Raw genomic sequence first — 21,016 nt, forward strand, 5'->3', positions numbered from 1 at the left:
TCCGGCCATAGCTCTGAAGAGGAGGCTATGGCATGGGACTGACGAGGCCGATCAACGCGTTGATGATTTGTGCCGCATTCGCATTCATCGGTGCCCTTATCATAGGTGTTCTTCCCTGACCCGCCAAAACCGGGAAGACCAGTACCGAGATATAGTCCAAACAGTTCGAAAAGGCCGGGTTCTACCCGGCCTTTTCCGTTGCAGCCTGCCCTATGCGGCGGCCGAACCCGCCGCCTCCGTCTCATGCGAGCGGATGCCGATCATGTGGCAGACGGCAAAGACGAGATCGGCGCGGTTCATCGTGTAGAAATGGAAGTCGCCGACGCCGCGCTCGACAAGGTCGAGCACCTGTTCGGCGGCCACGGCGGAGGCCACGAGGGCATGCGTCTGCGGGTCGTTCTCCAGCCCCTCGAACCGCTCGGCCAGCCAGGCCGGCACCAGCGCCCCGCAGCGCGACGAGAAATTGGCGACCTGGGTGAAATTATGCACCGGGAGGATGCCCGGCACGATCGGGATGTAGATGCCGGCGCGGCGCGCCCGCTCGACATAGCGCTCGTAAAGGTCGTTGTCGAAGAAGAACTGGGTGATCGCCCGCGTCGCGCCATTGTCGGCCTTGCGCTTCAGCATATCGATGTCGGTGGCAAAATCCGGGCTTTCCGGATGCTTTTCCGGATAGGCCGAGACCGAGATGTCGAAATCGCCGGCGTTCTTCAGCGCCCCGACCAGTTCGGCGCCATTGGCATAGCCGTCGGGATGCGGGTGGTAACTTGCGCCGACACCGGCCGCCGGATCGCCGCGCAACGCGACGAAACGTTTGACGCCCATATCCGCGAATTCGCGAATGACCGTGTCGACCTGATCGCGCGCGGCATCGACGCAGGTCATGTGCGCCGCCGGCGTCAGCGTCGTCTCGTTCAAGATGCGCTTGACCGTGCGCGCCGTGCGCTCGCGGGTCGAACCGCCAGCGCCGTAGGTCACCGAGACGAATTTCGGCTTGAGCGGCTCCAGCTTTGTAACCGTGTCCCAGAGCCTTGCTTCCATCTCGTCGGTCTTCGGTGGGAAGAATTCGAACGAGACCCGGACCTTGTCGCCGATGTCGGGGCGGCGGGAAAAGCGGAACTGGTTCATCAGGCTGTTTCCCCCATTGGATATGCCTTGGCGGGTAGCGAGTCATTGGATGGATCGGCGATCAGCAGTCGCCGGTCGCGGCCGAGCCAGAGCTTCACCGTAAGCCTTGCCTCGTTACCGCCACGCGGCTCGAATTCCTGGCTGTCCTCGAGATCGAGGCCGGCCTCGGCGAACCAGTCGGACATCTGCCGGTCGGAAAAGCCCAGCCGCATATGGGCGTGCTGGTCGCGCAGGAATTCGAGCGCGTGGGGCGCGAAGTCGACGACGATCAGCCGGCCTGATGGCCTGAGCAGCCTCGCCGCCTCGGCGATGGCGCGCGCGGGATCGTCGAGATAGTGCAGCACCTGGTGGATTGTGACGAGATCGAAGGCGTTGCGCTCGACCGGCGGCGAAAAGATGTCGCCCTGGCGTACCTGCGCATTGGCGATGCCGGCCTTGTCGAGATTGGCGCGCGCCACGCTCAGCATCTCGCGCGACATGTCGATGCCGACGCCGCGCCGGTAGAGCGGCGCGAAGATTTCGAGCAGCCTGCCCGTGCCGGTGCCGAGGTCGAGCATCGACTGGAACGGCCGCTTGCCGACGAGCTTGATGAGTGCCGCTTCCACCGCGCGGTCCGGCACATGCAGCGAGCGGATATGATCCCAACTCGCGGCATTCTCGGAGAAATACTCGGCAGCCCGGTCCTGCCGCTTGCGCTTGACCGCCGCCAGCCGCTCGAGATCTCGCACCACCTGCGGATCGGCCTCGCTTATGGCCGAGACCAGACGCTGGACGAAATCGCGCGAATTATCGATGTCGGTCAGCCTGAAAAAAGCCCAGGACCCTTCCTGATAGCGGCCGATCAGCCCGGCATCGAGCAGCAGCTTGAGGTGCCGCGAGACGCGCGGCTGCGACTGGCCGAGGATCTCGGTGAGGTCGGAGACGGTGAGATCCCCGCGTGAAAGCAGCACCAGGATGCGCAGCCGGCTGGATTCGGCCGCCGCCTTCAATGTATCTACCATTGTGTCGAGCGAGACATGCATGAGCGGGCTCTCGTTGAAAGATATAAAGATATGTTTATGTCGATTTTGATACCCTGGCAAGCGCTATGTCGCTTCCGGACAAGAAAATGGCGCAGCCGCGATCCGCGCCGGCAGGCGGTTTCTGGGCGGGATGAACAGGATGTTTGAGACACGCCAAGGTGAAATGCTTCTTGCGGTCGACCCGGCGCAGTTGCCGCCGGACGGCCATGTGGTCTTCATCGGCCGCATCGTCTCACCATGGACCAGTCGCGAGCATTGCCCCAAGAACATGCGCGCCGCCCGGGAAACCGGGCAACCCGCGACAATCCTGATCGACCAGCCCTATCGCCCGGGGTTGCAAAACCTGGAGCGCGCCAGCCACGTCGTCATCCTGTCCTGGCTGCATCACGCGCCGCGGAATCTGATTGTGCAGAAACCGCGCCACGCGGCTGAACCGAAAGGCGTTTTCTCGCTGCGCTCCCCTGCCCGGCCCAACCCTGTCGGCCTGCATGTAGCGAAGCTCGCCGCGCTCGACATCGAGGCCGGTCGGATCGAGATCGACGCCATCGATGTGCTCGACGGCACACCGGTCATCGACATCAAGCCTTATTACGCTTCCACGGATGCCTTCCCGGAAGCGACGATTGCCGGGCGAGACGAGAAATGAGCGCCCCCACCGGCCGCCGCCGTGCCATCGCCAAGGCGCTGACCGCACTTTTGCCGCTTGCGCCCTATGCCGACATGGAAAAGATCCGCGCCGACGCCGGTTCCGTGCATATGAAGACCCTGCCCCCGACGATCGCGGTATGGCTGGCCACCATCGCCCATGTCCGCCATGTCCACACAGATTATGAGAAGTTGCTCGCCGAGGGCTATGACCGGGATTCGGCGCGCTTCTTCGTCATCGGGCGGACCAATGAGGTGCTCACCCGTTGGCGCGCTACACGCCTGCTTCAGGAAGACGACGAGGACGAATAGGCGGCTGCGCCCTCTACGCCGCATCCCGCCAATTAATTCGGGTGCCGCCTCTGGAAAAACGGCGGCGGCGCCGTACATGGGGATAAACGGAGATTCCTCCGTTTACCCCCCGAATTCATCGCCCTCTGGGCAAGGATAGCAGATCATGACTGATAAGGTTTGGTTCATCACCGGATCGTCGAAGGGTTTTGGCCGCGTCTGGGCCGAGGCCGCTCTCGCCCGCGGCGATCGCGTCGCCGCAACCGCGCGCGACGCAGGCACGCTTGCCGATCTCGTGAAGAAATATGGCGACAAGGTTGCTGCCATGCAGCTCGACGTCACCAATAAACAGGCGGTCGACGCCGCGATTGCCGAAGCGCACAGGCGTTTCGGCCGGCTCGACGTGGTCGTCAACAATGCCGGTTACGGCCATTTCGGCGCCATCGAGGAGGTCACGGAGCAGGAGGCGCGCGACCAGATCGAGACCAACGTCTTCGGAGCGCTTTGGGTGACCCAGGCCGTGCTTCCCGTCATGCGGGCGCAACGCTCAGGCCACATCATCCAGATCTCCTCGATCGGCGGCGTCAACGCCTTTGCCTCGCTCGGCCTTTATCACGCCTCAAAATGGGCGCTGGAAGCCTTCAGCCAGTCGCTCAGCCTGGAGGTCGCGGAGTTCGGCATTCACGTGACCTTGGTCGAGCCGGGCGGCTTCTCCACGGACTGGGCCGGGCCGTCGGCCAAGGTCTCCAAGCCGTTGGACGCCTATGAGCCGGTCCGCGCAGCGATGGCCGAGCGCCGCAGCCGTTCCGTCGCTGGCGATCCGCAAGCGACCGGCCCGGCGATGCTGGCGATCGTCGATGCCGAAGAGCCGCCGCTCAGGGTCTTCTTCGGCGACGGCGGACTGCCGATGATCCGGCAGGAATATGCCAACCGCATCGCCACTTGGGAGAAATGGGATCACGTCTCGGTAATGGCGCAGGGCGCCAACAAGAACCGCAAGGCGGCCTAACCGCGAACGCCGCCCCGCGAAAGCGGCGCGGCCTCTTTGTTCAGGCCCGATAGATCCACTGCTCGGGCACCCGGATGGAAATCTCTTCGCCAGCTCTTATGACGCCCGGCTTCTCGACCCAGGCGACAAGGCCGCGCAGCCGTTTCGCCTCCTTTGGGAAGAGCAGCGCGGTGGCCTCCTGATCCGCTGCGCCGACATGCTCGGCGATCGACTGCCCGGCGAACCGGCACGGCTTGTTCTGGCCGTCGACCTTGAGCGTCACGCCGCCCTTGAAGAACATCAGCGAGCCGGCCGGCAGCATCGAAAGATGCGGCACGCCCTCGACCAGAAGATTGGCGCCGATCCACTCCGGCTTGATCTGCTCGATCCCCATGCGTTGCGCGATGATGGCGAGCTCGTCCGCGGCCACAAGCGACAATTGCCGCTCGTTGCGCATTTCGGTGCCGCGCGGATACCAAGGCTCGCGCCCGCCCGACCGCCGCGTTGCGCCGGCATGGAAATCGCCCTCGATGCCGTCGAAGCCGAGCCGCAGTTCCTCCACCCGTTTTGTCTCGAAATGATCGTGCGGAGCGGCATAGAGCGCCGCCGCCTTTGCCGTCAGCTTGCGGCCGGGCACGATGTCGATTGTCGGTTCGGCCGCTGGAAAAAGCTCTAGGTTCGTTTCCTGCATGCCGCTGGTCTAAAGGCCGCTGAGAAGGCGGTCCAGTCGAAAGCGCTGATGATCCGATCACATCGTTTGATGGCGATCACGACGTTATTACCAGAAAACGCCGCCCCGCTGCACACGGGTCGCATTGCCGCCGTGCGGCCGTCATAAACGATGCGCGCTATATCGGGAGGGAGGAGGCTCGATCATGCAGGTCGGACACGCTGTAGCGGCGCTTTGGCTGTTCTGGGTGGTATCCTGGCTCCTTGCCGCTAGCTGGGCAGATCCAGCGCAAAAGCGCGCCAATCTCAAGTCGGAGGCGCGCTATCGGGTCCTTTGGCTCGCCGGCACCATCCTGCTGTTCGTGCCGGCGCACGGCTATGCCGGCCGGCTGCGGCTGTGGACGCCGACGCTTGCCGAAGCCTGGATATGCGTCGCCTTGATCGCCATCGGCATCGCTTTCGCCTGGTGGGCGCGCCTGCATCTCGGCCGCCTGTGGTCGGCAAACGTCACGGCCAAGGCCGATCATCGCGTGGTCGATACCGGCCCCTACGGCCTGGTCCGCCATCCGATCTACGCCGGGCTGCTGCTGTCTGTCCTCGCCACCATGGCCGTCAAGGGCACCGTATGGGGTATTGCCGGCGCCGCGCTGCTGCTCGTCGGCGTCGTCGTCAAGGCGCGGCTGGAAGAGAGCTTCCTGCGCGGCGAGCTCGGCCCGGCCTATGACGACTACGCCAGGCGCGTGCCGATGCTGGTGCCCTTCGCGCCGGCTTAAAGCATCCTGAGCAGCGCACCGCCGATCGAATAGCCGGCGCCGAAGGCGCAGATCAGGCCGAAATCGCCGGCCTTCATGTCGGCATGGTTCTCCGACAGCGCCACGATCGCGCCGGCGCCGGCGGTGTTGCCGAGCCGCTCCAGCACCATCGGCGCGCGGTCATGGTCGACGTCGTGGCCAAAGGACAGTTTCAGGATCATCGCATTCATGCGCGCATTGGCCTGATGCAGCCAGAAGCGGCGGATGCCTGCCGGCGTCAGCCCGTGCTCGGCCAGGAATTCGACGATGAATTTCTGGCCGGCGACGGTGACTTCCTTGAACACCTTGTTGCCGACCTGCTTGATGAGGTTGCCTTCCAGGTTGATCATGTAGGGATCGTCCTGGGCGGTGCGCGTGTAATAGCCGAGATTGGTGCGGATGTTGTTCGACATCTGCGTCCAGGTGCGCGTGTCGAGCACCTCGAAACGTCCTGGCTGCTTCTCGCCTTGCGCCAGCCCCTCGACGACCATGGCGACCGAGGCGTCGCCGAAGATGAAATGCGTCTGCCGGTCGCGGAAGTTGAGATGCCCGGTGATGATCTCCGGCGTCGACACCAGGATGCGCTTATGCGCCCCTGCCCTCACCAGGTTGACCGCGACATGCAGCGCCGCCGCGGCGGAAGAGCAGCCAAGCCCCATGTCGAAGCCGGCGCCTTTGGTGCCCAGCGCCTCCTGCATCTCGATGGCGATGGCCGGATAGGGCCGCTGGTGGTGCGAGGCCGAGCAGATCACCAGGTCGATGTCCGACCCGTCGACCCCGGCATGGGCAAGCGCCTTCCTGGCCGAGGCGAGGCCGAACTCCGCCTCCAGCGACAGCGCGTCGTCGGGCCGCGCCGGAATGCGCGGCGACATGCGGGTCGGGTCGAGAATACCCTCGCGCTCGATTACATGACGGCTTCTCACGCCCGAGGCATGCACGATGAAGTCGCTGTCCGACTTTTGCAAAAGCGGCTCGCCGGTGTCGGCGCGGCGCGCGTTCTCGGTATCGACCCAGTTGTTGAAGCTTGCGACCAGCTCTTCATTGGTGATGACGGGTTCAGGGATTTCGGCGCCGATGCCGCTGATGATGACGCGATGCATGTCCAATCCGTCCGAGGGGGCGCCAAGTTGTGCCGAGGCGAGGCGCTACACTTGTCGCATTTGCCCGGTTTATTCCAGCTTAATTCGACAACCACCGCTGGCATTCAGGTGGTGGATGCTCAAGCGCGCTTGGCCACGATGAAGATGCGCGGGAAGCGCAGCAGCACCTTGCCGGTAGCCATTTTCGGATAGGCTTTGGCGATCTTGGCGGTGTAGCTGTCGAGGAACAGCTTCTTCTCATCCGCATCGAGCGGATCGAGGAAGGGCTTCAGGCCCGTCGACTTGACCCATTCGACGATCGCCTCGGCATCGGCCAGCGGATGGTTGTAGATGGTGTGCCAGATGTCGAGCCGGTCGGCGAGCGGCGACAGAAGATCGTAATAGAAGGACACCGGCGGCAGCGGCCCGCGCGCGGCACCCTCGAGCTTCGCCGAGAACGGCATCTCGGCCGCGGTTTCGCGCATCAGCTGGTGCGAAGGCTCGCCGAGATTGTCGGGCATCTGAATGGCGAGGGCGCCGCCTGGCGCCAGCAATCCCATCAGCCGCTGGAACACCGCCGGATGCTCCGGCAGCCATTGGAAGACGGCATTGGCGAAGATGACGTCGATGGGATGCTCGGGCTGCCATCCGGCGGCATCCGCCAGCTCGAAATTGACATTCGGCAGCCGCGCCCGCGCCTTCTCAATCATGTCGGGCGAGGTGTCGAAGCCGCTCACCTGGGCATCCGGCCAGCGCTCGACCAGAAGCTCGGTGGAATTGCCCGGACCGCAGCCGATATCGACGACGCGGCGCGGAAAATCGACCGGCACCTGCGCCACCAGATCCCTCGCGGGCCGTGTGCGCTCATCCTCGAACTTCAGATATTGGGCGGCGGACCAGTCAGCCATGTGAGAACCTTGCTTTGTTCGCCGCCCTTGGGGACTGATCCTACCGCGTCAGCCGCTTGTGGGTCATGCGGTGCGGAGTCGCCGCTTCGGCGCCCAGGCGCCTCAGCTTGTCCTTCTCATATTCCTCGAAATTGCCTTCGAACCATTCGACATGAGCGTCGCCTTCGAAGGCGAGCATGTGGGTGGCCATGCGGTCGAGGAACATGCGGTCGTGGCTGATGATGACGGCGCAGCCGGCATAGGCTTCGAGCGCGTCTTCCAGAGCGCCCAGCGTTTCGGTATCGAGGTCGTTGGTCGGTTCGTCGAGCAGAAGCACGTTGCCGCCGCCCTTCAGCATCTTGGCCAGGTGGACGCGGTTTCGCTGGCCGCCCGACAGGTTGCCGACCTTCTGCTGCTGGTCGCCGCCGCGGAAGTTGAACGACGAGCAATAGGCGCGGCTGTTGACCTCGTGCTTGCCGAGCTTGATGACCTCGGCGCCGCCGGAAATCTCTTCCCATACGGTCTTATTCGGGTCGAGCGCGTCGCGGCTCTGGTCGACATAGCCGAGCCGCACCGTCTCGCCCTTGCGGATCGAGCCGGCATCCGGTGTTTCCTGGCCCGTGATCATCTTGAACAGCGTCGTCTTGCCGGCGCCGTTCGGGCCGATGACGCCGACGATGCCGCCCGGCGGCAGCTTGAACGACAGATCCTCGATCAAGAGCTCGTCGCCGAAGCCCTTGTTGAGGCCTTCGACCTCGATGACGAGGTTGCCGAGGCGCTCGCTCGACGGGATGACGATCTGCGTGTCGGTCGGCTTGCGATTCTGCGACTGCTCGACCAGTTCCTCATAGGCCTTGATACGCGCCTTGGACTTCGTCTGGCGCGCCTTGGGCGAGGACTGGATCCACTCGCGCTCGCGCCAGATCGACTTCTGGCGGGCGTCGTCCTCGCGGCCTTCCTGGATCAGGCGCTTGGCCTTGGCGTCGAGATATTTGGTGTAATTGCCCTCGTAAGGGATGCCGCGGCCGCGATCGAGCTCGAGGATCCAGCCGGTCACGTTGTCCAGGAAGTAGCGGTCGTGGGTGATGATCAGCACCGAGCCCGGATAGTCGCGCAGATGCTTTTCCAGCCATTGCGTGGTCTCGGCGTCGAGATGGTTGGTCGGCTCGTCGAGCAGCAAGAGGTCGGGCTGCTCGAGCAGCAGCCGGCACAGCGCCACGCGGCGGCGCTCGCCGCCCGACAGGTTGGTCACTTCGGAGTCGGGCGGTGGACACTGCAGCGCGTCCATCGCCATTTCGACCTGCTGCTCCAGGTCCCAAAGATTGAGCCGGTCCATCTCGTCCTGGAGCTTGGCCGACTCGTCCGCGGTTTCGTCGGAATAGTTCATCATCAGCTCGTTATAGCGCTCGATGATGGCGGTCTTCCTGGCGACGCCGTCCATGACGTTCTCGCGCACGGTCTTGGTGTTGTCGAGCTGCGGCTCCTGCGCCAAGTAGCCGACGGTTGCGCCCTCGGCCAGCCATGCCTCGCCCTGGAACTCCTTGTCGAGCCCGGCCATGATGCGCAGGATCGTCGACTTGCCCGAGCCGTTGGGGCCGAGAATGCCGATCTTGGCATCCGGATAGAAGGACAGGTGAACGTTATCGAGCACCTTCTTGGTGCCATAGGCCTTTGACAGGCCGGACATGTGATAGATGAACTGGCGAGCCACGCGCGCTTTCCCTGGAAACTGAAGTGTCAAGGTGGATGGGGGTTGGGCGCTATGTAGGCGATGAAGCGTCGAACGGCAATCGCTTTCGGCGCGAAACGCGCCAATCCGCGCGGATTCGCCGGTTTGCGGCGCCCAAATTCACTCAGGGCTTTTTCGCCGCTCTCGCGATCGTGCGAAATCAGAGCTTAACCATTCGCCTTCAAAACGATGTTAGGTTGGGAAATCGCGGTCATGCTGCGGTTTCGGGGAAGGATCGGATCGACGACGTGCTGAACGGTGCCCTGCTCCTTGCCGAAGCGGTTCTCTATTTCGGCGCCATGGTCACGCTTTTCCGTTTCCGGCGCCGCATCGGGCTTGGCGTGTTCATCTGCGCGCTCGGCGTCATGCACTTCCTCGAAACCTACCTTGCCAGCGTCTTCTATGTCGCGCTGCCGTTCGGGCTGGTGTCGCCGGGCTCCGCCGTGCTCTTCTCCGGCAAGCTCGTCATGCTGCTTCTGCTCTACATGAAGGAGGATGCGGCGACGGTTCGCCAGCCGATCTACGGCCTGCTGCTTGGCAACGCCGTGATGATAGGGCTGGTGCTGGTCCTGCGCCTGCACGCGATCGCTCCACTTCCAAGCGGCAAGCTTCCCGATATCGCCTTCATCGACGAGATGGGTTGGCTGATGGTCTGGGGCACCTCGCTGCTCTTCGTCGACTCCATCCTGATCATCTTGCTCTACGAGAAGCTCGGCAGCTATCTGCGCGCTAGGCCATTCATGCGCATCCTCGCATCGGTCGCCTGCGTGCTCACCTTCGATCAGGCCGGCTTCTTCACCGCGCTGCATTTCGTCGCCGGCGCGCCGCTCGAGGTCTTCTTCGGCGGCTGGTTCGCCAAGATGGGCGCCGCGCTTGCCTATAGCGGCATGCTCGTCGCCTATCTGAAATGGATCGAAGACCACGATGTCGCCGTGCCACGCGGCCTCTCCGACATTTTCGACGCCCTCACCTATCGCGAACGCTACGAAGCGCTGATCAAATATGTCGGCCGCGACGGCCTCACCGGCCTGCTGCATCGCGGCAGTTTCGATGCCGACGGCGAGTCCGCGGTGTCGTCCGCCATCAGGATCGGCAAGCCGCTCAGCCTGCTCATCGTCGACGTCGACCATTTCAAGTCGATCAACGACAGCTTCGGTCATGCCGAGGGCGACAAGGTGCTGAAATCGATGGCTGCCCTGCTGGCCGAGACCGTCGGCGGCAACGATCAGGTGTTCCGCATCGGCGGCGAGGAATTCGCCGTGCTGACGCAACAGTCGCACGCGCCGGCCAGGCTGCTCGGCGAGACTATCAGGAACGCCACGAAGACGTCGGCGCATACCGGCCGCTACAACATCACCGTGAGTGCCGGCGTCTCCACCGTCAGCGAGACGACGCGCTGTCTTGCCGACATTTTCGCGCTGGCCGACCAGCGCCTCTACAAGGCGAAGTTGAGCGGCCGCGACCGCGTGGTCGGCGAACCTGGCAGCGAGGCTATCATCCTGCAGACGGCCTCCCGATCAGCCTGACAAAGAACGGGCTGACCAAAATTCTCGCCTATTGAAAACCGATCGCGTCGACCGTGCCCTTCGGGCAACCGGCCTTGGCTGTCGGCGCCGATGCCATCAGGAGATCGGCCAGCTTGCTGTCCGGGCCGATCGGACCGGACAGGCCGAGCGTGATCTCGCCGATCATACGCCTGCCGCTCGACGGGTCGACCAGACAGGACACGCGTACGCGATCCCCGGCGCCGGGACCGAAAGCCTGGTTGAAGGCGCCGCGGATCGCATCCGACGTCAGCTGCTTGCCGATGTTCCTGTTGAACAGATCGCGCACCGCCGAGGCGTTCACCGCCCGCATCAGGTTCAGCGCGTCTGAGAAATAGTCCTGCTGGTTCTTGCCGTAGCAGGTGCCGTGCTTGATCCATTCGTGCCGCTCCAGTTTGGAGGCAGTGCCCGGCATCACCTGGTCGAGCTCGGCACGCGTCTCTGCGTCGAGCTCGACCGGCGGCAGGTCTCCCCAATGCGCCGGATTGTCATTGGCCTTGTCGTTCGCCGAGACCTGGCAATAGAAATTGCCGTTCGGCTGCGGCCACAGCCCATGCAGCGTGAAGTGCGAGGCATCGAACTCGCTCGGGCTCTGTGCCTTGCATTCGGGCTTGCTCGCCTTGGTCTCGCAGAAAGCCGGCTGCCAGCTCAGCGCAAAGACATATTCGGGTTTTCCGGAGGCTGACGGCGACGGTTTGGCCTGGCCGGAAGGCGCCGGCATGGTCGCAGCGCTGCCGCCGTTGACGTGGCCGCAGCTGATCTTCACCCAGCGCCGCTCTGGGTCGGCGCCCGGCACCTGGATAAGGTAGTGCGTGGGCTCGTCCTTGTTGCCGGCAAGAAGGTCGTAGCTTTTGCCGGCTTCGGTCGAGATGTTGCCGGGGTTCTTGCCGCTCTTGATGGCCTGCGTCGCCGGGCAGGCGCTGTCGGCAACGAACGTGCCGCTCATCTTCACGTCGGCATGCGCCACCCCGGCGCCGGCCAGAGCCAGCACCATCGAACCCCATAATGCCCAAACCCGCATCCCGCTCTCCCGGCGATCATTGAACCGTATTGAATACGTCACACTAGAACAGTCGACGTGTCAGAATTGCGATCTTTTTCGCCGCTCGAAAAAACAATCCCCAGCTGAGCGCTTCCCATTGGCATGTTCGCAAGCGCGCTCATCCTCTTGACGCCGGCAAACGCCGCGCCCAACGTTGCCGAGGGAGCGACACATGCCATTCGACAGAAAGACCAGCCTGGCCTCACCGACCGGGGCCGACCTCAACCTCTATGTGAAACACGCGGAGGCGAAGCCACGCGCCGTGGTCCAGATCAACCATGGACTGGCCGAGCATGCGGCGCGTTATGCCCGCTTTGCCGATTATCTCGCGCCGCGCGGATTCCACGTCTATGCCCATGACCATCGTGGCCATGGCGCGACGAAGGCGCCCGACGCGCCGCTCGGCAAATTCGCCGATAGCGACGGCATCGCCAAGGTGATCGCCGATGTCGAGGCCGTGCACGACCTGATCGCGGCCGAGCATCCGGGCTTGCCGGTGATCGCCTTTGGACATTCGCTGGGCGCCTCGGTCGCGCTGAACTTTGTCCTGCGCCATTCCGGGCGTGTCCATGCCGCCGCGATCTGGAACGGCAATTTCTCGCAAGGCCGGCTCGGGCAACTGGCGCTTGGCATTCTAGGCTGGGAGCGGATGCGGCTCGGCTCCGACGTGCCGTCGCGGCTTCTGCCCAAGCTCACCTTCCAGGCTTGGGGCAAGGCGGTTCCCAATCACCGGACCCTGTTCGATTGGCTGTCGCGCGACCCGGTCGAGGTCGACAAATATATCGCCGACCCGCTCTGCGGCTGGGATGCGTCGGTCTCGATGTGGCGCGACGTAGTCGACATGGCGCTTCACGCCGGCAAGGATTCCAGCTTCACCGGCGTCCGCCGCGATCTCTTCATCAACCTTGTCGGCGGCGAGAAGGATCCCGCATCGGACTATGGCAAGGCGGTCCATCACCTGGCAACGCGCATGCAGGCAATGGGCTTTTCGAATCTGGTTTCAAAGGTTTACCCGCAAACCCGCCATGAAAGCCTGAACGAGATCAACCGCAATGCCGTCATGAATGATTTCGTCGCTTGGGCGGACAGCGTGCTGAAATCCTGATCCGGCGTGGCCCACTGCAAGGGCCGTGACAGGTACCGCTGCTGTTGATAGAGCCTGCGTTTCCGACCCCATTACGGTGATCCATGGCCGAACCTCCGCTGAAAGGCATCCGCGTTGTCGAACTCGCCCGCATCCTGGCCGGTCCCTGGGCCGGGCAGTTGCTTGCCGATCTCGGCGCCGACGTCATCAAGGTCGAGAGCCCCGATGGCGGCGACGATACGCGCAAATGGGGTCCGCCCTTCGTCATGAGCCATGACGGCGAGAACCTGTCGGCCGCCTATTACCACTCCTGCAATCGCGGCAAGCGTTCCATCGCCGTCGATTTCTCCAAGCCCGACGGTGCCGAGACGCTGCGCAAGCTGGTCGCCACCGCCGACGTGCTGATCGAGAATTTCAAGCTCGGCGGCCTGAAGAAATACGGCCTCGACTACGAGAGCCTGAAGGCGATCAATCCGCGCCTCGTTTATTGCTCGATCACCGGCTTTGGTCAGGACGGTCCCTACGCGCCGCGCGCCGGCTACGATTTCATCATCCAGGCCATGGCCGGCATGATGTCGATCACCGGCGAGCCCGGCCGCGAGCCGCAGAAGGCCGGCGTCGCCATCTCGGATCTCTTCACCGGCCTCTATTCGGTGATCGCCATCCAGGCAGCACTGCGCCACGCCGAAAAGACCGGTGAGGGCCAGCATATCGACATGGCGCTCTTCGACAGCCAGATCTCGGCGCTCGGCAACCAGAACCTCAACTATCTGATTTCCGGCAAGTCGCCGGTGCAGATGGGCAATGCGCATATGAACATCGCCCCTTACGAGGTGCTGCCGGTCAGGGACGGCCACATCATCCTGGCGGTCGGCAATGACGGCCAGTTCGGCAAGTTCTGCGCGGCGGTCGGGCTGACCGATCTGCCCGCCAATCCGGATTTCGCCACCAACCCTGCCCGCGTCGCCAACCGGGTGAAGCTGCGCGAGCTGATTATCGCGATGCTGAGCACCTGGGACCGCGATCCGCTGTTGGCGAAGCTCGAGGCTGCCGGTGTGCCGGCAAGCCCGATCAACACGATTGGCCAGATGTTCGACGACCCACAGACCATCGCGCGCGGCATGCGGCTCGATCTCGACGACGGCCACGGCAATCGCCTGCCTTCGGTGCGCGCGCCGATGGTGATGTCGGGCACGCCGCTCGTCTATGAACGACCCTCGCCGCGCCTTGGCGAACACACGCAAGAAATCCTTGCCGAACTGGAGAGAGCAGCAAAATGAAAACCGGCGGACAACTGATCGTCGAGGCGCTCGAAGCGAACGGCACCGACCGCATCTTCTGTGTTCCGGGCGAATCCTATCTCGCCGTCCTCGACGCGCTGCATGACTCTTCGATCCGCACCATCGTCTGCCGCCAGGAAGGCGGTGCCGCGATGATGGCCGACTGCCAAGGAAGGCTGACCGGCAAGCCCGGTATCTGCTTCGTCACCCGCGGCCCCGGGGCCACCAACGCTTCGGCCGGCGTCCATATCGCGATGCAGGATTCGGTGCCGATGATCCTGTTCATCGGCCAGGTCGCCAGCCACGCCAAGGAGCGCGAGGCCTTCCAGGAGGTCGATTACAAGCGCTTCTTCGGCGACATTGCCAAATGGGTGGTCGAGATCGACGATGCCGCGCGCATTCCGGAATTCGTGACCCGCGCCTTCGCCGTGGCGACTTCCGGCCGTCCCGGCCCGGTGGTCATCTCGCTGCCGGAGGACATGCTGACCGACGAGGTCGAGGCGCCGGAAGCGCTCCCGCACACGCCGGTCGAGACGCGTCCCGGTGAAGCCGAGCTAGACGCGCTGGAGATGTTGCTGAGCAATGCCAAGCGTCCCTTCGTCATCCTCGGCGGCACGCGCTGGAACGAGGAAGCGGTGGCGCATATGCGCCAGATCGCCGAGACCTGGTCACTGCCGGTCGGCTGCTCCTTCCGGCGCCAGATGCTTTTCGACCATCTGCATCCGAATTACGCCGGCGATGTCGGCATCGGCATCAATCCCAAGCTGGGGGAGCGGATCAAGCAGGCCGACGTCGTGCTTTTGATCGGCGGCCGCCTGGGCGAGATGCCGTCTTCCGACTACACGCTGCTGAAGAGCCCCTACCCCGATCAGGCACTGGTGCATGTCCATGCCGATGCCGGCGAGCTCGGCCGCGTCTACCGGCCGACGATAGCGATTAACGCGTCGCCCGCCGCTTTTGTCGAGGCTTTCGCCAGGCGCAAGCCAACGGCCAAGCCTGCCTGGGCGGCCGAGACGGAAAAGGCGCACGCCGCCTATCTCGAATGGTCGACGCCGCCGCAGACCGGCCCGGGCGCCGTCCAGATGGGCCCGATCATGGACTACCTCGGAAAGGTTCTGCCGGAAGATGCCATCCTCACCAATGGCGCCGGCAACTATGCCACCTGGGTGCATCGCTTCTACCGCTCGCGCCGTTTCGGTACACAAGCGGCGCCCACGTCCGGCTCGATGGGCTACGGCACGCCCGCGGCGGTCGCCGCCAAGTCGCTGTTCCCGGATCGCACTGTGGTTGCCTTCGCCGGGGACGGCTGCTTCCTGATGAACGGCCAGGAGTTCGCGACGGCTGTCCAGTATGACCTGCCGATCGTCGTGATCGTCGTCAACAACGGCATTTACGGCACGATCCGCATGCATCAGGAGCGGGAATATCCAAGCCGCGTCGTCGCCACCACCCTCAAGAACCCTGACTTCGCCGCACTGGCCCGTGCCTATGGCGGCCATGGCGAGACGGTGGAAAAAACCGCCGACTTCGCGCCGGCCTTCGAACGCGCGCGCGCCAGCGGCAAGCCGGCGATCGTCGAGATCAAGCTCGATCCCGAAGCGATCACGCCCACCCGCACGCTGACGCAGATCCGCGACAAGGCATAATTGCCGACAGAGTTTAGGCCGAGTTCCTTCGCGCCCCCCTCTGTCCTGCCGGACATCTCCGCCACTTGGGGGGAGATTGGACGTCACGCCGGCTTTCGCCAATCACCAGCGTTGCAGGAACGGCAAGGCGACGGAACTGCTAATCTTCCCCCTTGTGGGGGAGATGTCCGGCAGGACAGAGGGGGGCTGTCCCGCCGACGTCCGAATTGATCGTGACCCTATCGGGCGCTACATCGCCTTCTCGATCTGGCCGCGGATCTCGCCGTCCTTGTTCTTGGCAGTGTGGACGTTGACGTAGTATTTGCCGGCTTCCAGATCGGCTGCCTGCGCGTCGGTCAACGTCGCCGATCCCTTGATCGGGCTCTTCAGCTTCTTGAACGGGATGACCGGGTCCGCGTTCGCGCCCATGTCCGCCGGGCCGTGGATGTGGGCGGCCACGGCAGGCCCGCTAAGGCCGGAATATTTGACGTTCCAGCTGAGCTTCTTGCTTGTGGTGTCGAAGGTGAGTGTGGCGGTTCCCTTGCCCTTGGTGGTGACGGGCGGACTCTGTTGGCTGCCGTCGAGCGTCGCCTTGTACTTCACCATCTCGGCCATGGCCGGCGATGCAAGAAGGAAGGCGGTCGAAACGGCCAAGGCCGAAAGCATCGGCACGGATAGGATGCGCATGAAGAACCTCCGTTGATTGCAGCATCCTTCGCGGCTCCCCGGCGCGCGGATGCGCCAATCAACGGCTGAGCGGCCCGATGTATCCCGGCGCACACGGTTATTTTACCGCGGGGCAACAAGAAAGGGGCGGTCGCCCGCCCCTTTCCAACTTCCGCGCTGAGAGCGGACCTTACTTGATCGCCTTGTCGGTGATCGCAGTGGTGTAAGCGCCGCTCGCTTCCTTGCTGATGATCTTCTGGTCGAGCAGCGCCTTGGCGGTGCGCTCGTAAGCGGCCGGGATCAGCTTGCCGTCGGCATTGTCGACCAGCTTGGCCACTTCCTTCATCATGAACTTCTGGTGGTTCTCGTCCTGGCCGCCGGCGTCGACGACGATCTCGGCCGCCTCGTCGGTGTTCTCCGTGGCGTATTTCCAACCCTTCATCGAGGCGCGCACGAAGCGCACCATCTTGTCCTCGAAGGCCGGGTCCTTGAGCTTGTCCTCGAGCGTGTAAAGCCCGTCCTCCAGAAGGTCGTTACCCATGGCGGAGTAGTTGAACACGACCAGGTCTTCCGGCTTGTAGCCCGCGTCCAGCACCTGGCCGTATTCATTATAGGTCATCACCGAGATGCAGTCGGCCTGCTTCTGGATCAGCGGCTGCACGTCAAAACTCTGCTTGAGCACGGTCACGCCGTCCGGGCCGCCATCGGTCTTGAGGCCGATCTTGTTCATCCAGGCGTAGAACGGATATTCGTTGCCGAAGAACCAGACGCCGAGCGTGTGGCCCTTGAAGTCGGCTTCCGTCTTGATCGGGCCGTTCTTGGGGCAGACCAGCTCCATGCCGGCCTTCTTGAACGGCTGGGCGATGTTGACGAGCATCACGCCTTTGTCGCGGGCCGCGAGCGCGCCGCCCATCCAGTCGACGATGACGTCGGCGCCGCCGCCGGCGATCACCTGCTCGGGCGCAATGTCCGGGCCGCCCGGCTTGATGTCGACGTCGAGGCCTTCGGCGTCATAGAAGCCCTTGGCCTTGGCGACATAATAGCCGGCGAACTGGGCCTGCGTGACCCATTTCAGTTGCAGTGTCACCTTGTCGGCGGCCATCGCCTGGAAGGCGGCCAGCGACATGGCGCCGGCCAGAGCAGAAATCAGCAGTCTTTTCATCTTATTACCCTCTGAAGTTAGCACCCAAACCCACCGCCCCTATCCACCTCGGACAGAGGGATGCCAAAACGTGACGGCTCTCTCGACGAGAGCGACCACGCCATAAAAGACCGAACCCGCCAGTGCTGCAACTGCGATTTCGGCCCACACCATGTCGATGTTCATCCGCCCGACTTCCGTCGAGATGCGAAATCCCATGCCGACCACCGGCGTTCCGAAGAACTCGGCGACGATGGCGCCGATCAGGGCCAGCGTCGAGTTGATCTTCAGCGCGTTGAAGATGAACGGCATGGCCGCCGGCAGCCTGAGCTTGAGCAAGGTCGGCCAATAGCCCGATGCATAAGTGCGCATCAGGTCGCGCTCCATATGCCCGGACGCGGCAAGGCCCGCCACCGTATTCACCAGCATCGGGAAGAAAGTCATGATGATGACGACCGCGGCCTTGGACGGCCAATCGAAGCCAAACCACATGACCATGATCGGCGCCACGCCGATGATCGGCAGCGCCGAAACCATATTGCCGATCGGCAGCAGGCCGCGCCGCAGGAACGGCACACGGTCGGCGAGGATAGCGACGGTGAAGCCGGCGAGATTGCCGACGACATAGCCGATGAGCACCGCCTTGAAGATCGTCTGCCGCACGTCCGATCCCAGGATCGGCAGTGAGTTGGCAATACGCGCGCCGATGGCGCTCGGCGGCGGCAAAAGAATGAAGGGGATGCCGGCGCCGCGCGTCACCGCCTCCCAGATGATCAGGATCCAGGCGCCGAAGATCGCCGGGATGATCAGGCGCAGCGCGTTCCTTGCGACGCTCCCGCTCGGACGCAACCAGGCGAGCAAGGCAACGCAGCGCCAGGCAAGCAGCCAGGCAGCGGCAAGCAGCAGGAAATAGGGCGCCAGCGCCGTGCCCTCGAAACCGGCTATGCCTTTGACCAAGAGCCAGGCTGCGGCATGGGCGCCGACGAAGAGCACGATGGCCTCAACGACCGGCGTCAGCCTTAAGGTCGAGACCAGCGCCGCAATGAGCAGCAGCCCGATGATCAGCCCCTTGGCGCCCATATAGGGATAGGCCAGCGTTGCGGCCGGCTCCGCCAGCGCGGCTGCCTCCGGCTTCGTCATTGCGCCAAGCGCAACAGCGATGAGACAAAGCAGGATTGCCAGCACCGATTGCCATGATGGCTTCAGCCAATTCATGCCGGCCTCCCGCCCATGGCGCGGTCGACCAGGCGTCCGGCGATGCCCACGACCATCACCAGCAGCGCCGCGACGACGGACCCCGCGACCAGCGCCGACCAGATATCAATGGTCTGGCTGTAATAGGCGCCCGCAAGCAGCTTCGCGCCGATGCCGGCGACCGCACCCGTCGGCAATTCGCCGACGATGGCGCCGACCAGGCTCGCCGCCACCGCCACCTTCATCGAGGTGAACAGGAACGGCACCGAAGCCGGCACCCTGAGCTTCCAGAAGGTCTGCGAGGCGCTGGCATTATACGTATGCATCAGGTCGAGATGCATGATCTCGGGTGAGCGCAGGCCCTTCACCATGCCGACGGCGACCGGAAAGAACGACAGATAGGTCGAGATCAGCGCCTTGGGGATCAGGCCGGTGATGCCGATCGCGGCCAGCACCACGATGATCATCGGCGCCACCGCCAGGATCGGAATGGTCTGCGAAGCAATGATCCACGGCATCAGGCTGCGGTCGAGCGTCGCCACATGCACGATGCCCACCGCAATCAGGATGCCGAGAGCGGTGCCGAAAGCAAAGCCGAGCAGCGTCGACGACAGCGTCACCCAGGCGTTGTAGACCAGGCTGCGGTTCGAGGTGACGGACCGCAGGAAGGTGTTTTGGAAGAAATTCACCGCCACCTGATGCGGCGCCGGTAGCGTCGGCTTCGGCTGCGACAGCGTCTTGCCGATGAACTCGACGATACCCGGCGTCTCATTGGCACGGCGGTCGAGATCGCGCTGGAACGGCGCGTTGAGGATGACGGCGAAGACATACCAGAGCACCACCACGCCGGCGAGGATGCTGGTGACGGGGACGATCTTGGAGCGGAAGGAGTCCATCTAGCGCCGCCCTTCTCCTCTCCCCCACGGGGAGAGGGTGGCCGGAGCAAAGCGAAGGCCGGGCACGTTCGACTGGAGTGCTGCGGCGCTGGTATTTTTCGTCATCCTAGGGCGGAGCAAGGAGCGAAGCGACGCGGCGCAGACCCTAGGATCCATTCCGTTACTTCTGAGCTCCGCAACGTTCCAGAATACAGTTCCCTGCGCCGCGCTCTGCTCGTCGGGTATTCTGAGCCGCTTACGCCCTTCGACCAGGGTCACGGAATGGATCCTAGGGTCTGCGCTCCGGTTCGCGTCGCTACGCCCTAGGATGACGAAATCGCGATGGCCGGCTTCCTTAACACGCGGGGTGGCGCGCCTGCTCCGCCCTAGGATGACGAAGGCGCGAGTGGCCGGCCCCTCACCCGGCCGCTGCGCCGCCACCCTCTCCCCGGAGGGGAGAGGAGAGAGCTCATCCTCCCGCCCCTCAATCATCATAGCTGTGCCCTGCCCTCAAGCCATCCCGCACCCGCGCGGCGATCGCCAGGAATTCAGGCGTCTCGCGGATGTCGAGCGGCCGCTCTCTCGGCAGCGTCGATTCGATGATGTCGGTGACGCGGCCGGGCCGCGGCGACATCACGACAATGCGCGTCGACAGATAGACCGCCTCGGGTATCGAATGGGTGACGAAGCAGATCGTCTTGTTGGTCCGCGCCCAGAGATCGAGGAGCTGCTCGTTCAGATGGTCGCGCACGATCTCGTCAAGCGCGCCGAACGGCTCGTCCATCAAGAGCAGATCCGCATCGAAGGCGAGAGCGCGCGCGATCGAGGCGCGCTGCTGCATGCCGCCGGAAAGCTGCCAGGGGTATTTCTTCTCGAAGCCGGAAAGGTTGACCAACTCCATCGTGCGCTTGATGCGCTCGGCCTGCTCGACCTGGCTGAGGCCGATGATCTCCAACGGCAGCGCCACGTTGCGCTCGATCGTGCGCCACGGGAACAAGGCCGCCGCCTGGAAGACATAGCCATAGGCGCGTTTCTCGCGCGCCTGCTCCGGCGTCATGCCGTTGACGGAGATCGCCCCGGCGGTCGCCTTCTCGAGATCGGCGATGACGCGCAGCAAGGTGGTCTTGCCGCAGCCGGACGGGCCGATGAAAGAGACGAATTCGCCCTTGCCGATGGTCAGATCGACATTGGACAGCGCCTGCACCGGACCGTCATTGGTCTGGAAGGTGAGGCCGAGCTTGCTTGCCGAGACGACGGCTGGCGGCTGTTCGGTCATTGGCTGCAGCCTGCCTTTCGCAGCCGCTGCCGCACCGTCCGCAATCCGGTTGATTTTATG

The 21,016-nt window shown here is 63.9% G+C and carries 20 protein-coding genes; 8 read left to right on the forward strand and 12 right to left on the reverse strand.

Annotated elements, in window-relative coordinates; genetic code table 11:
• Positions 1 to 210: 210 nt before the first annotated feature.
• Both metF and LB525_RS12485 read right to left on the reverse strand, forming a co-directional pair.
• A complete protein-coding gene (gene metF / locus LB525_RS12480; protein ID WP_224522885.1) occupies positions 211 to 1,128 on the reverse strand; it encodes a methylenetetrahydrofolate reductase [NAD(P)H] in 918 nt (305 codons plus the stop codon).
• The gene (locus tag LB525_RS12485; RefSeq protein WP_095768972.1) at positions 1,128 to 2,150 is read right to left on the reverse strand and encodes an ArsR/SmtB family transcription factor; all 1,023 of its coding nucleotides are present in this window, start codon (positions 2,148 to 2,150) and stop codon (positions 1,128 to 1,130) included. The genes metF and LB525_RS12485 overlap by 1 nt, the downstream gene beginning before the upstream one ends.
• A gap of 139 nt (positions 2,151 to 2,289) precedes the next feature.
• Between LB525_RS12485 and tsaA the strand changes: the two genes are divergently transcribed.
• The 3 genes from tsaA (at position 2,290) to LB525_RS12500 (ending at position 4,095) form a co-directional block, all read left to right on the forward strand.
• The gene (gene tsaA, locus LB525_RS12490; RefSeq protein WP_224544846.1) at positions 2,290 to 2,796 is read left to right on the forward strand and encodes a tRNA (N6-threonylcarbamoyladenosine(37)-N6)-methyltransferase TrmO; all 507 of its coding nucleotides are present in this window, start codon (positions 2,290 to 2,292) and stop codon (positions 2,794 to 2,796) included.
• Complete coding sequence (locus tag LB525_RS12495; RefSeq protein ID WP_224544847.1) at positions 2,793 to 3,107, forward strand: DUF2293 domain-containing protein; 315 nt, start codon at positions 2,793 to 2,795, stop codon at positions 3,105 to 3,107. The genes tsaA and LB525_RS12495 overlap by 4 nt, the downstream gene beginning before the upstream one ends.
• 145 nt (positions 3,108 to 3,252) lie before the next feature.
• On the forward strand, positions 3,253 to 4,095 hold the full coding sequence (locus tag LB525_RS12500; protein ID WP_224544848.1) for an SDR family oxidoreductase: 843 nt from the start codon (positions 3,253 to 3,255) through the stop codon (positions 4,093 to 4,095).
• Between the two features lie 40 nt (positions 4,096 to 4,135).
• Here LB525_RS12500 and LB525_RS12505 read toward each other — a convergent pair whose 3' ends face one another.
• Positions 4,136 to 4,765, reverse strand: a complete 630-nt coding sequence (locus LB525_RS12505; RefSeq protein WP_224544849.1) for an MOSC domain-containing protein — start codon at positions 4,763 to 4,765, stop codon at positions 4,136 to 4,138.
• 184 nt (positions 4,766 to 4,949) lie between these two features.
• Here LB525_RS12505 and LB525_RS12510 point away from each other — a divergent pair, with 184 nt between their 5' ends.
• Entirely contained in the window at positions 4,950 to 5,516 is a 567-nt protein-coding gene (locus LB525_RS12510) for a methyltransferase family protein (RefSeq protein WP_224544850.1), read from the forward strand.
• Here the strand turns inward: LB525_RS12510 and LB525_RS12515 are convergent.
• From LB525_RS12515 to ettA, 3 genes are all read right to left on the reverse strand, one after another.
• The gene (locus LB525_RS12515) at positions 5,513 to 6,634 is read right to left on the reverse strand and encodes a beta-ketoacyl-ACP synthase III (RefSeq protein ID WP_224544851.1); all 1,122 of its coding nucleotides are present in this window, start codon (positions 6,632 to 6,634) and stop codon (positions 5,513 to 5,515) included. The genes LB525_RS12510 and LB525_RS12515 overlap by 4 nt on opposite strands.
• Positions 6,635 to 6,753: 119 nt before the next feature.
• Positions 6,754 to 7,521 carry a trans-aconitate 2-methyltransferase gene (gene tam, locus LB525_RS12520; RefSeq protein WP_224544852.1) on the reverse strand — a complete coding sequence of 256 codons (768 nt, stop codon included), beginning with the start codon at positions 7,519 to 7,521 and terminating at the stop codon, positions 6,754 to 6,756.
• Positions 7,522 to 7,561: 40 nt separating this feature from the next.
• A complete protein-coding gene (ettA, locus tag LB525_RS12525; protein WP_224531784.1) occupies positions 7,562 to 9,211 on the reverse strand; it encodes an energy-dependent translational throttle protein EttA in 1,650 nt (549 codons plus the stop codon).
• A gap of 266 nt (positions 9,212 to 9,477) precedes the next feature.
• Between ettA and LB525_RS12530 the strand changes: the two genes are divergently transcribed.
• Positions 9,478 to 10,755, forward strand: a complete 1,278-nt coding sequence (locus LB525_RS12530; protein WP_224544853.1) for a sensor domain-containing diguanylate cyclase — start codon at positions 9,478 to 9,480, stop codon at positions 10,753 to 10,755.
• A 28-nt stretch (positions 10,756 to 10,783) separates the two neighbouring features.
• Here LB525_RS12530 and LB525_RS12535 read toward each other — a convergent pair whose 3' ends face one another.
• On the reverse strand, positions 10,784 to 11,794 hold the full coding sequence (locus tag LB525_RS12535) for a ribonuclease T2 family protein (protein ID WP_224544854.1): 1,011 nt from the start codon (positions 11,792 to 11,794) through the stop codon (positions 10,784 to 10,786).
• A gap of 193 nt (positions 11,795 to 11,987) precedes the next feature.
• Here LB525_RS12535 and LB525_RS12540 point away from each other — a divergent pair, with 193 nt between their 5' ends.
• From LB525_RS12540 to LB525_RS12550, 3 genes are all read left to right on the forward strand, one after another.
• Positions 11,988 to 12,920 (forward strand): alpha/beta fold hydrolase, encoded by a 933-nt coding sequence (locus LB525_RS12540; RefSeq protein WP_224531790.1) that lies wholly within the window; start codon positions 11,988 to 11,990, stop codon positions 12,918 to 12,920.
• Between the two features lie 83 nt (positions 12,921 to 13,003).
• Positions 13,004 to 14,179, forward strand: a complete 1,176-nt coding sequence (locus LB525_RS12545; RefSeq protein WP_224531792.1) for a CaiB/BaiF CoA transferase family protein — start codon at positions 13,004 to 13,006, stop codon at positions 14,177 to 14,179.
• Positions 14,176 to 15,825, forward strand: coding sequence for a thiamine pyrophosphate-binding protein (locus LB525_RS12550; RefSeq protein WP_224544855.1), 1,650 nt, complete (start codon positions 14,176 to 14,178; stop codon positions 15,823 to 15,825). Before LB525_RS12545 ends, LB525_RS12550 begins: the two co-directional genes overlap by 4 nt.
• 228 nt (positions 15,826 to 16,053) lie before the next feature.
• Here LB525_RS12550 and LB525_RS12555 read toward each other — a convergent pair whose 3' ends face one another.
• The 5 genes from LB525_RS12555 to LB525_RS12575 form a co-directional block, all read right to left on the reverse strand.
• Positions 16,054 to 16,491: a CHRD domain-containing protein gene (locus tag LB525_RS12555; RefSeq protein ID WP_140839627.1), complete on the reverse strand. Its 438-nt coding sequence runs from the start codon at positions 16,489 to 16,491 to the stop codon at positions 16,054 to 16,056.
• Between the two features lie 169 nt (positions 16,492 to 16,660).
• Positions 16,661 to 17,632 carry an ABC transporter substrate-binding protein gene (locus tag LB525_RS12560; RefSeq protein WP_095768959.1) on the reverse strand — a complete coding sequence of 324 codons (972 nt, stop codon included), beginning with the start codon at positions 17,630 to 17,632 and terminating at the stop codon, positions 16,661 to 16,663.
• A 39-nt stretch (positions 17,633 to 17,671) separates the two neighbouring features.
• Positions 17,672 to 18,826, reverse strand: coding sequence for an ABC transporter permease (locus tag LB525_RS12565; protein ID WP_224544856.1), 1,155 nt, complete (start codon positions 18,824 to 18,826; stop codon positions 17,672 to 17,674).
• Entirely contained in the window at positions 18,823 to 19,701 is an 879-nt protein-coding gene (locus LB525_RS12570; RefSeq protein WP_224544857.1) for an ABC transporter permease, read from the reverse strand. Before LB525_RS12570 ends, LB525_RS12565 begins: the two co-directional genes overlap by 4 nt.
• 463 nt (positions 19,702 to 20,164) lie before the next feature.
• The gene (locus LB525_RS12575) at positions 20,165 to 20,956 is read right to left on the reverse strand and encodes an ABC transporter ATP-binding protein (protein WP_095768956.1); all 792 of its coding nucleotides are present in this window, start codon (positions 20,954 to 20,956) and stop codon (positions 20,165 to 20,167) included.
• Positions 20,957 to 21,016: the final 60 nt, after the last annotated feature.

It is taken from the genome of Mesorhizobium sp. CA16 (assembly GCF_020165175.1).
Lineage (GTDB): Bacteria > Pseudomonadota > Alphaproteobacteria > Rhizobiales > Rhizobiaceae > Mesorhizobium.

What these genes read in the sequence shown, in the direction of transcription:
- metF (WP_224522885.1), bottom strand. Translation starts at nt 1,128, where the DNA reads ATGAACCAGTTCCGCTTTTCCCGCCGCCCCGACATCGGCGACAAGGTC.
- LB525_RS12485 (WP_095768972.1), bottom strand. Translation starts at nt 2,150, where the DNA reads ATGCATGTCTCGCTCGACACAATGGTAGATACATTGAAGGCGGCGGCC.
- tsaA (WP_224544846.1), top strand. Translation starts at nt 2,290, where the DNA reads ATGTTTGAGACACGCCAAGGTGAAATGCTTCTTGCGGTCGACCCGGCG.
- LB525_RS12495 (WP_224544847.1), top strand. Translation starts at nt 2,793, where the DNA reads ATGAGCGCCCCCACCGGCCGCCGCCGTGCCATCGCCAAGGCGCTGACC.
- LB525_RS12500 (WP_224544848.1), top strand. Translation starts at nt 3,253, where the DNA reads ATGACTGATAAGGTTTGGTTCATCACCGGATCGTCGAAGGGTTTTGGC.
- LB525_RS12505 (WP_224544849.1), bottom strand. Translation starts at nt 4,765, where the DNA reads ATGCAGGAAACGAACCTAGAGCTTTTTCCAGCGGCCGAACCGACAATC.
- LB525_RS12510 (WP_224544850.1), top strand. Translation starts at nt 4,950, where the DNA reads ATGCAGGTCGGACACGCTGTAGCGGCGCTTTGGCTGTTCTGGGTGGTA.
- LB525_RS12515 (WP_224544851.1), bottom strand. Translation starts at nt 6,634, where the DNA reads ATGCATCGCGTCATCATCAGCGGCATCGGCGCCGAAATCCCTGAACCC.
- tam (WP_224544852.1), bottom strand. Translation starts at nt 7,521, where the DNA reads ATGGCTGACTGGTCCGCCGCCCAATATCTGAAGTTCGAGGATGAGCGC.
- LB525_RS12535 (WP_224544854.1), bottom strand. Translation starts at nt 11,794, where the DNA reads ATGCGGGTTTGGGCATTATGGGGTTCGATGGTGCTGGCTCTGGCCGGC.
- LB525_RS12540 (WP_224531790.1), top strand. Translation starts at nt 11,988, where the DNA reads ATGCCATTCGACAGAAAGACCAGCCTGGCCTCACCGACCGGGGCCGAC.
- LB525_RS12545 (WP_224531792.1), top strand. Translation starts at nt 13,004, where the DNA reads ATGGCCGAACCTCCGCTGAAAGGCATCCGCGTTGTCGAACTCGCCCGC.
- LB525_RS12550 (WP_224544855.1), top strand. Translation starts at nt 14,176, where the DNA reads ATGAAAACCGGCGGACAACTGATCGTCGAGGCGCTCGAAGCGAACGGC.
- LB525_RS12555 (WP_140839627.1), bottom strand. Translation starts at nt 16,491, where the DNA reads ATGCGCATCCTATCCGTGCCGATGCTTTCGGCCTTGGCCGTTTCGACC.
- LB525_RS12560 (WP_095768959.1), bottom strand. Translation starts at nt 17,632, where the DNA reads ATGAAAAGACTGCTGATTTCTGCTCTGGCCGGCGCCATGTCGCTGGCC.
- LB525_RS12565 (WP_224544856.1), bottom strand. Translation starts at nt 18,826, where the DNA reads ATGAATTGGCTGAAGCCATCATGGCAATCGGTGCTGGCAATCCTGCTT.
- LB525_RS12570 (WP_224544857.1), bottom strand. Translation starts at nt 19,701, where the DNA reads ATGGACTCCTTCCGCTCCAAGATCGTCCCCGTCACCAGCATCCTCGCC.
- LB525_RS12575 (WP_095768956.1), bottom strand. Translation starts at nt 20,956, where the DNA reads ATGACCGAACAGCCGCCAGCCGTCGTCTCGGCAAGCAAGCTCGGCCTC.